Raw genomic sequence first — 8,538 nt, 5'->3', positions numbered from 1 at the left:
ATCAGCTCAACCCTTTTTCGACGACCAGCACGAACTCATCAACTCGTCGGGCCTCGAATGCTTCGCAATCGAGTTCGGCGATCACAGCGCCCCCATGTGCACCTCGCCGGCGGTCGCTAACCGGCGCCGGTGAGGTGCACGGATCCGCGCCACGCCGGAAGGTACGGGCAGGGGGGCAGGGAGTCAGGGGGTTTGGCACCTTCACCGACACCGCGCGCCACGCCATCCGGCCTCATACCACCTACCGCCGCGTCGAGTTCACAGGCTCCATCCACATCGGCCCAGTTTCGGCCCGGCGCTCCCTGAAAATCATTAGTAACTGCGGTCGCGGCACCGCCGTCCTGGCCGGTCACCTTCTTGGTGACGGCTCAGCGGCGCGTCCCGGCGCGCCTACGCCCCGGCGTGTGTGGAGGCCGTACGACCGCCCGTTCCCGAGCCGTACGACACCGCCCGTTCCCGAGCCGTACACCCGCCCGTTCCCGAACGGCCCGTGACTCTGGGGAAATGACCAGCCCGCGGGATCTTACGCTCGCGCAATGGCCGGTCAACTTCACATCACATCAGAGTTGTCAGAGTACGTTCACGAGATGTCGGCGCGGGAGGACGAGATCCTACGTTCCCTTCGTGAGGAGACCGCGGCCCTGCCCGCGGGCAGGGCGATGCAGGTCATGGCCGAGGAGGGGCAACTGCTGGCGCTGTTGGCCCGGCTCACCTGCGCGCGGACCGTGCTGGAGGTCGGCACCTTCACCGGCTACAGCACGCTCTGCCTGGCCCGCGCGGTCGCTCCCGGAGGCCGCGTCATCACCTGTGACATCACCGAGCGGTGGCCCAGCTTCGGAGTGCCCTACTGGCGCCGGGCCGGCGTGCTCGACCGGATCGACCTGCGGGTCGGCGACGCGTCGGACACCCTTGCCACGCTGCTGCTCGACGAGGGGCCGGGGTCGGTCGACTTCGTGTTCATCGACGCCGACAAAACAAACTATCCGAAGTACTACGAGGCCGGCCTCGCGCTGCTCAAGGACAATGGGCTGATCGTGGTGGACAACACCCTGTTCTTCGGCAAGGTCGCCGACCCGGCGGCACAGGACGCGGACACCGACGCCATCCGCAGGTTCAACACCTTCCTCCGGGAGGACCCTCGGGTGGACATCTCACTGCTGCCGATGGCGGACGGCATCACCCTGGTGCGCAAGAAGTGCCCGGCGGAACCGCCCTGCTAGTACTCCGTTCCGCAAAGGAGGGCGCGACGCGCGGCCGAAAACCTGAGGCCGCCCTGACAGCCTCCCGGCCTCCTGGGCCGGGGAGGGTCTGTCTTCCGATGAGGAACGTCGCACTAGGCGACGGGCGAAGGGCTGAGGACATTGGAAGGCGAAGGCCTGAGGTCCCGCGCGATGAGGTCCATCGTGGTGGGCGGGTCCTGCGGGGTCGGGACGAGATGGAGCCGTTGCAGGCCGCTGACGCCGGGGGCGGGCAGCCTCCCGAGGCATGGGCAGGTCTCGCCGGTGAATCCGCTGAACCGGTAGGCGATCTCCATCATCCGGTTGCGGTCGGTGCGGCGGAAGTCGGCCACCAGATGCGCGCCGGCGAGCGCGGCCTGGTCGGCCAGCCAGCGCAGGATCACCGTGCCCGCGCCGAAGGACACGACCCGGCACGACGTGGCGAGCAGCTTCAGGTGCCACACATGCGTGCCCAACTCCAGCAGAACGACCCCGACCGCGCCGTGCGGTCCGAAACGGTCGCTCAACGAGGTGACCAGGACGCGGTGCCGGGGGTCGTCGAGCAGCCGGACCAGCATCTCCTGTGAGTAGTGCACGCCGGTGGCGTTCATCTGGCTGGTGCGCAGGGTCAGTTCCTCGACCCGGGCGACGTGCTCCACGGTCGCGTGCTCGATGTGCATCACCAGGCCGAGCGAGCGGATGAACTTCTCATCCGAACCGGTGAAGCCGGACTTCGCGGTCTGCCGCCGGAAACCGGCCTGGTACATCTGCCGCCGGCGCCGGGCGTCCTCGGTCACCGTCTCCGGGCTGAACTCCGGCAGCCCGGCCAGCTCGGTGACCTGATCGGCGGAGTAGCACCGTACGTCGGGAAGGTGGAACGCCACCTCGGCCCGTTCCGCGGCCTGGTCGTCCACGAACGCGATCGTGCCGTGGGCGAACTTCAGCTCCTCCGCGATGTGCCGGATCGCGCCGGACTTGGGCGACCAACTGATGTGGGGCAGCACGAAGTACTCCGCGATGCCCAGTTTCTCAAGCTTCGCCCAGGCATGGTCATGATCGTTCTTGCTCGCGACGGACTGCAGGATGCCTCGGGAGTCGAGCACCCGGATGAGTTCACGGGTGGACTCCGGCAGGCGTACCTCGTCGTCCTCCAGCAAGGTTCCCTGCCACAGCGTGTTGTCCAGATCCCACACCAGGCATTTCACCATCGTGGTCTTGTCGGGCACCTGTTCTCCTCGTCTCGGTCAGCGCGACTGCGCGACGGCGTGCTGGGCGAGAATGAGCTGGCAGATCTCAGTGCTGCCCTCGATGAGTTCCATGAGCTTCGCGTCCCGGTAGGCCCGCGCCACCACGTGGCCGTCCTGCGCCCCCGCCGACGCCAGCACCTGTACGGCCGCCGCCGCACCGCGTGCGGCCTCGGTCGAGCTGACGTACTTGGCCAGGACCGTGGCGATCACCATCTCCGGCGACCCCGCGTCCCAGCAACGGCTCGCGTGCTCGCAGACCCGTGTCGCCGCCTGCTCGGCCGCCATGAGCTCGGCGAGGTATCGGGCCACGAGCTGGTGCTCGGCCAGTGGCCGGCCGCCCTGCCGACGGGTTCCCGCGTGCGAGCCTGCCGCCGAAAGGCAGGCACGCAGGATCCCGACGCAGCCCCAGGCCACCGATATCCGGCCGTAGGCCAGAGCCGTGGTGACCAGCAGTTGGAGCTGCTGTCCGCCGCCGCCGAGCACGGCGCTCGCGGGCAGCCGGACGGCGTCGAGGCTGACGTCGGCGTGCCCGGCGGCCCGGCAGCCGCTCGGGTTGGGCACCGGCCGTATGGTGACTCCCGGAGCGTCGGCGGGCACGACGACGGCGGCGCCGCCGTCGCCGTATCGTCCGAAGACGACGATCGAATCGGCGTAGCGGGCCACGGTGGTCCACGCCTTCTGCCCGTCGACCACCACCGTGTCGCCGTCGGCACGTATTTTGGTGGCCATCGCCGTCACATCGCTGCCGGCGTCACGTTCGCTGAAGGCGACGGCGGCCAGCTCGCCACTGGTCAGCCTTGGGAGGTACTCCTGCCGCTGGCGGGCGTCACCAAGCCGCTGGATCGTCCATGCCGCCATTCCCTGTGACGTCATCACGCTACGCAGGGAACTGCACAGGCTGCCCACGTGTGCGGTGAAGGCGCCGTTGTCCGAGCTCTTCCCGCCGATGCCGCCGTATGCGAGTGGTACCTCGGCGCAGAGCAGGCCCAGCTTGCCAAGGGTCCGGAGCGTCTCCACGGGGAGGAGACCTTCGAGGTCCCATGCCGCTGCCTGATCCCCGACCAGGTGGGTGACCCCTTCACGCGCCTCGGCTAACCACTCAGGCATGGTCCGCCACCGGTGCGTCCAGCAGCCGCAGGACGAGGGAGGTCATCCGCTCGACGGTGCGGAAGTTGTCCAGCTTCAGGTCCTCCCCGAGGATGGCGACGCCGTACCTCTGCTCCAGGTGGACGACCAGCTCCATGGCGAACATCGAGTTGACGAGCCCGGAGTCGAACAGATCCTTGTCGACGGCGACATCCGTTTTGATCCGCTCTTCGAGGAAGTCACGGATCTGCTGCTGGACGGTGTCGAGGGTCGGCTGAAGCATCTCTTCTGGTTTCGTGTTCACGAGAGCACCTTCTTGTAATCGTAGAAGCCCTTACCTGACTTGCGTCCGAGGTGCCCCGCGGACACCTTCTCCAGCAGCAGCTCACAGGGCTGGAAACTCGCGTTGCCGGTGCGCTCCCAGAGCATTCGCAGCGCGTCGACCAGATTATCCAGTCCGATCAGGTCGGCTGTGCGCAGCGGCCCGGTGGGATGTCCGAGACAGCCTCGCATCAGGTCGTCCACCGAATCGACGGTGGTCACGCCGGCCTCGACGATCCGCGCCGCCTCGTTGATCATCGGGTGGAGGAGCCTGCTCGTGACGAACCCCGGAGCATCCTGAACGACGATCCCGCGGCGCCCCATCCGCGTCAGCAGATCGGTGACCGCGGTCATCGTCTCATCGCTCGTCAGGGCGCCTCTGATCACCTCCACCATCGTGATCAGGTAGGCGGGGTTCATGAAATGAATGCCGACCAGCTCGTGCGGGCGGCCGGTGAATCTCCCCAGCTCCCCGATCGGGATGCCCGAGGTGTTGGAGACCAGCGGTGTTCCGGTCCTGACCAGCCTCGACGCCTCGCCCAGCACTTTCGCCTTGATCTCGGCGTCCTCGATGATCGCCTCGATGACCGCGGTGGCGTCGGCGACGGCCGCAAGCTCCATGGTCGTCGTCAGGTCGGCCACCGGGCCCTTCGCCGGTACCGTGCCCATGAGCCGCGCGTGCCGGAGCTGGAGGTCGACGCGGTGCCGGGCGTCGGCGAGCTTGTCCTCCGACACGTCGACGAGCACGACCGGGATGCCGTGGCCGATCGCCACGACCGCGATCCCGGTGCCCATTACCCCGGCCCCAAGAACCCCCAGACGGACATCTTTCACTTCATTCACCCCTGAGCCTCACATAACGGTTCGGGTTGGCCTTTCCCTATGCTTCACGGGCCACTTCTCCTCCGTACACCGGACACCCGTACACCGGACATGAGAAGCTCCGGTGAGCTCACCAACTCGATGCGAGGATGAGGTCTCCGAAGTCCCGCTCGCGCGAGGCGTGCTGGAGGTCGGACTCCACCATCATGTGCATGAGCTGCTCGAAGCCGACGCTCGGCTCCCAGCCGAGCTCGACTCTGGCGCGGCTTGGATCGGCGCAGAGGGTCTCCACCTCGGCGGGACGCACCAGCGCCGGATCGATGACGACGTGGTCCCGCCAGTCCAGTCCGACGTACTCGAAGGCCATCTGTACGGCGTCGCGCACCGAGTGCATGCAGCCGGTGCCCACGACGTAGTCGGTGGGCTCGTCCTGCTGCAGCATGAGATGCATCGCCCGGACGTAGTCGCCGGCGAATCCCCAGTCACGGACCGCGTCGAGATTTCCGAGACACAGCTTGTCCTGCAGGCCGAGCTTGATCTGGGCGACACCGAGGGAGATCTTCCGGGTCACGAACTCCGTACCCCGGCGCGGCGACTCGTGGTTGAACAGAATGCCGGAGACACCGTACATGTCGAACGACTCGCGATAGTTCCGGGTGATGAAATGGCCGTATGTCTTCGCGACCCCGTAGGGGCTGCGCGGGTGAAAGATCGTCGTCTCGTGTTGCGGACTCTCCACGACCTTGCCGAACATCTCCGAAGACGACGCCTGGTAGAAGCGGATCTGACCACTACTGCCGTCACGGGACTTGTCCAGCCCGCATACCAGGCGAATCGCCTCCAGCATCCGGAGCACGCCCATGCCATTGACCTCGGTGGTCAACTCGGCCTGATCCCAGGACATCGGGACGAAGGAGATGGCCGCGAGGTTGTACACCTCATCGGGCTGAACCTTGTCCACTGCGGTAACCAGGCTCCCCTCGTCCAACAGATCGCCATTGACGAATGACAGATCGCTGACAAGGCGGCTGACGCGGGATTTCCGGGGATTCGCCTGTCCTCTGATCAACCCCCAAACCTGGTATCCCAGGGACAGTAGATGCTCAGCCAGATAAGAGCCGTCTTGGCCGGTGATACCGGTGATCAGCGCGCGCCTGGACATGCACTTTCCTTTCAGCACCGTGGACAGGTTCCGACCGGACACCATCGCGACCGCGAAGACGCCGACGGCGTGCCCACAGCGGGAATCGAGTCCGTTGAACCGGCAGATCGCCGGCCCACGACCGAGCAGAGAATCTGTCGGGGTGTCAGATGATCGACAGTGGCAGTGGCCTGCCACCAGAGTCAAGGAGACCGAAAAACGCCAAGGAATTGTAGAGACTTCGGGGAACTGGAGGGCTCCCCTCGAACCCTCGACCGGAATCATCCGCGGGAGCGTGACCGGCGCCCGGGCCATCCGCATGACGGGATCGGCGGCCCGGGACTGAAAGCGCTACTCCTCGACCCAGCCGTGCGTCTGAGCGAGGCCGACGAGGCACTTGCGGACGCCCAGGAGTTGCTCCGCCGTCATCGTCGGCACGGCCGCGAGCATGGCCTCTGTGATCTCCTGCGTCAGTTCCCTGACGGACAGCACGTCACAGAAGCCGACGTCGTTGCCCTGACGGTCGGGGGTGGGGGCGGCCGGTTCCGATGACACCGCCGGCGCGATCGACGCGGGTGCCGGGGCGGGTCTCGGCACGGCGGACGAGAGCAGTGGGACCTTCGGTGGGCCGGGCCTGTCGAGCACGCGGACCTGGGACGCCTTCAGCCCCTTGCCGCCGTTCTCGACCCTGAATTCGACCCTCGTGTCGATCGAGATGAGACGCTTGTCACTGTCCAGGTCGTTGACATGCATGAAAACGTCTTCGCCACCTGAGTCAGGGGCGATAAAACCGAACCCACGAAATTCATCGAAACTGACGAGTTTGCCCGTTACCACCACACCACACCTCACCAGAGCCACGGTTCCCGAATTGGGGAGTACTGCCCGGAGAACCATTCGTCACAACCACCGGAATCCGCTCGCGGCTCAGCCGAGGAGCGCCACAGCGGCTATCTGACGTATGAGTCCCCGCACGTTTCTAAAGCTGGCCGACTATATTTACTCGGCTATTTTGGTACGTCCGGACCACTGGAAGATCGGAAGGCTCTCTCCGTCGACCGTCAGAAACTCACCGTTGTGTACGAAATGCTCGTATCCCGCGCCGAAGAGAATTTTCACCTTCTCCTCCGGCTCGACCGAACTTCGAACGTGACCGCGACCGGAAAAACGCTCCGGCCCACCGGAGAGCACAATTTTTGCACTGGTCACGATGACACCTCCCTTTACCATTACGGTTCCTTTGAAGAACACGATCGGGATCGGCGGCGATGATCGGTGAAACCGGCCGGGAAAACCCAATCGAGGTCACCCTGGAATCGCTGTACCAGAATATATGAACATCACGGAACGGTTGGCTCAATGGCTTTTCACACCGGCGTCGCCGGCCGCTCCGAGTACCGGTCCTCCCACTGGTCTCCGGGATCCGATGACACGGTCATCCAGATCACCACGCGACCGTGGGCCGATTACCTGAACTTATTTCACGTAGTCGGGCAGAATCCGGGGCGGCCAGGAGCCGAGCCGGAAGATACCCATGGAGTACGCCTTGGAGACCAGAGCCGGGCGGTTGGTGGCCTTCAGCTTTCGCAGCAGCATCGTCACGTGATATTCCACACCGCCGCGGCTGAGGTACAGCATCGACGCGAGTTGCACTGTCGACACACCCGCCGCCACCCCTTCGAGTACGCGCGCCTCCATGCTGCTCAGCAGCCTCTTTCGCCCGGTCAGCAGGTCATCACGCTGCTCCCGGTCGGGCCGTACCAGCACCATGATGCTCTCGACGTGGCCGGCCTCGCCGTGCAGCGCGATTCCGGTCAACTCACCGCCGAGCACGGTCTGATCCGGCCGTACGGCGATCACCCGCTCTTCGAAGCGGGCGCGCTGGTGGTCCGTCAGATGGGTGAACTGCTGTCCCAGCTTGTCGCGGACGCTCAGATGGAGCAGCTCGCAGAACGCCAGCCCTCGAATGTCCGCCAGGGAGCGTCCGAACTGCCGGGTGAACTCGAGATTCGCCTCGATAATCCTGGTCGCATGGTCGAGATTCGCCACGCAAATCCCTGACTGGTCGAAAAAAGAACGGTATTGATCTATTCTGTCAGCGGGCCGACCGACCAACAGAAGCCCGTGTTCCTCATCGACCAGGGCGGTGCCGATATCAATACTCACCTGGTGACCATTCCTCTCCTCCAGCAGACGAGACGATGACCCGATAACTACAGAGTAACGACCGAATCCACTTATTTACATGATATTAACCCGCCCGAAAGTCGGTCAACATAAGTCCAGCACGAACAGTAAAAGACTGTGGTATGTGAGGCGTCTGGTTCGGACCTTGCGGTGCGATGGCCCGGTCTCGTTCGGTACCGAACTCCCCTGCGCCCGCCCCGGGCAATATAGTTCACATCCTGCACTAATAATGTGCCGTGCGGCTGGGCACCCTGGGCCGGGTCGGCAGGCGGCGCCGCGCCGGACAGCTGAAATTGCACATCGCGATCCAGCTCACCTCGGGCCGGCGAACCGCGACGCCCGTCGTTGACCGGCACCTCGACGTGGGTTTCTGCCGACCGAATTAAAGCGATGACCTTTATGCCGACTCCGAGCCCCTCGACCGCCCGGTCGGCGGAGGCCTCGCCGGACGGCGGCGGGAACCGGTGCCCCGGCCGGGAGACCGTCATCGGGGGTGGTCGACGGCGATTCACCGGAC

At 65.4% G+C, this 8,538-nt stretch carries 9 protein-coding genes; 1 reads left to right on the top strand and 8 read right to left on the bottom strand.

The features are described 5' to 3' along the window. The first annotated feature begins 587 nt into the window (after nt 1–587). The gene (locus tag OG884_RS30745; RefSeq protein WP_326638665.1) at nt 588–1,220 is read left to right on the top strand and encodes an O-methyltransferase; all 633 of its coding nucleotides are present in this window, start codon (nt 588–590) and stop codon (nt 1,218–1,220) included. Between the two features lie 113 nt (nt 1,221–1,333). Here the strand turns inward: OG884_RS30745 and OG884_RS30740 are convergent, their stop codons facing one another. The 8 genes from OG884_RS30740 to OG884_RS30705 form a co-directional block, all read right to left on the bottom strand. Beyond that, nucleotides 1,334–2,443 carry an HAD-IIIC family phosphatase gene (locus OG884_RS30740; protein ID WP_326638663.1) on the bottom strand — a complete coding sequence of 370 codons (1,110 nt, stop codon included), beginning with the start codon at nt 2,441–2,443 and terminating at the stop codon, nt 1,334–1,336. Between the two features lie 18 nt (nt 2,444–2,461). After that, nucleotides 2,462–3,571 carry an acyl-CoA dehydrogenase family protein gene (locus tag OG884_RS30735; protein ID WP_326638661.1) on the bottom strand — a complete coding sequence of 370 codons (1,110 nt, stop codon included), beginning with the start codon at nt 3,569–3,571 and terminating at the stop codon, nt 2,462–2,464. Next, the gene (locus tag OG884_RS30730; protein WP_326638660.1) at nt 3,564–3,854 is read right to left on the bottom strand and encodes an acyl carrier protein; all 291 of its coding nucleotides are present in this window, start codon (nt 3,852–3,854) and stop codon (nt 3,564–3,566) included. Before OG884_RS30730 ends, OG884_RS30735 begins: the two co-directional genes overlap by 8 nt. Beyond that, nucleotides 3,851–4,705 (bottom strand): 3-hydroxyacyl-CoA dehydrogenase family protein, encoded by an 855-nt coding sequence (locus OG884_RS30725; protein WP_326638658.1) that lies wholly within the window; start codon nt 4,703–4,705, stop codon nt 3,851–3,853. The genes OG884_RS30730 and OG884_RS30725 overlap by 4 nt, the downstream gene beginning before the upstream one ends. A gap of 118 nt (nt 4,706–4,823) precedes the next feature. Continuing rightward, on the bottom strand, nt 4,824–5,855 hold the full coding sequence (locus tag OG884_RS30720) for a GDP-mannose 4,6-dehydratase (RefSeq protein WP_326638656.1): 1,032 nt from the start codon (nt 5,853–5,855) through the stop codon (nt 4,824–4,826). Between the two features lie 330 nt (nt 5,856–6,185). Beyond that, nucleotides 6,186–6,731: a cold shock domain-containing protein gene (locus OG884_RS30715; protein WP_326638655.1), complete on the bottom strand. Its 546-nt coding sequence runs from the start codon at nt 6,729–6,731 to the stop codon at nt 6,186–6,188. A gap of 102 nt (nt 6,732–6,833) precedes the next feature. Further along, a complete protein-coding gene (locus tag OG884_RS30710) occupies nt 6,834–7,043 on the bottom strand; it encodes a DUF5988 family protein (protein ID WP_326638653.1) in 210 nt (69 codons plus the stop codon). Between the two features lie 267 nt (nt 7,044–7,310). Then, the gene (locus tag OG884_RS30705; protein ID WP_326638651.1) at nt 7,311–8,000 is read right to left on the bottom strand and encodes a helix-turn-helix transcriptional regulator; all 690 of its coding nucleotides are present in this window, start codon (nt 7,998–8,000) and stop codon (nt 7,311–7,313) included. Nucleotides 8,001–8,538 lie beyond the last annotated feature (538 nt).

This window comes from Streptosporangium sp. NBC_01755, from assembly GCF_035917995.1.
Lineage (GTDB): Bacteria > Actinomycetota > Actinomycetes > Streptosporangiales > Streptosporangiaceae > Streptosporangium.
Note: the sequence above shows the minus strand (reverse complement) of the source record. Positions and strands in the feature narration are given on the sequence as shown.

Coding starts and splice junctions, on each gene's coding strand:
- OG884_RS30745 (WP_326638665.1), top strand. CDS start 588: ATGTCGGCGCGGGAGGACGAGATCCTACGTTCCCTTCGTGAGGAGACC.
- OG884_RS30735 (WP_326638661.1), bottom strand. CDS start 3,571: ATGCCTGAGTGGTTAGCCGAGGCGCGTGAAGGGGTCACCCACCTGGTC.
- OG884_RS30720 (WP_326638656.1), bottom strand. CDS start 5,855: ATGTCCAGGCGCGCGCTGATCACCGGTATCACCGGCCAAGACGGCTCT.
- OG884_RS30715 (WP_326638655.1), bottom strand. CDS start 6,731: ATGGTTCTCCGGGCAGTACTCCCCAATTCGGGAACCGTGGCTCTGGTG.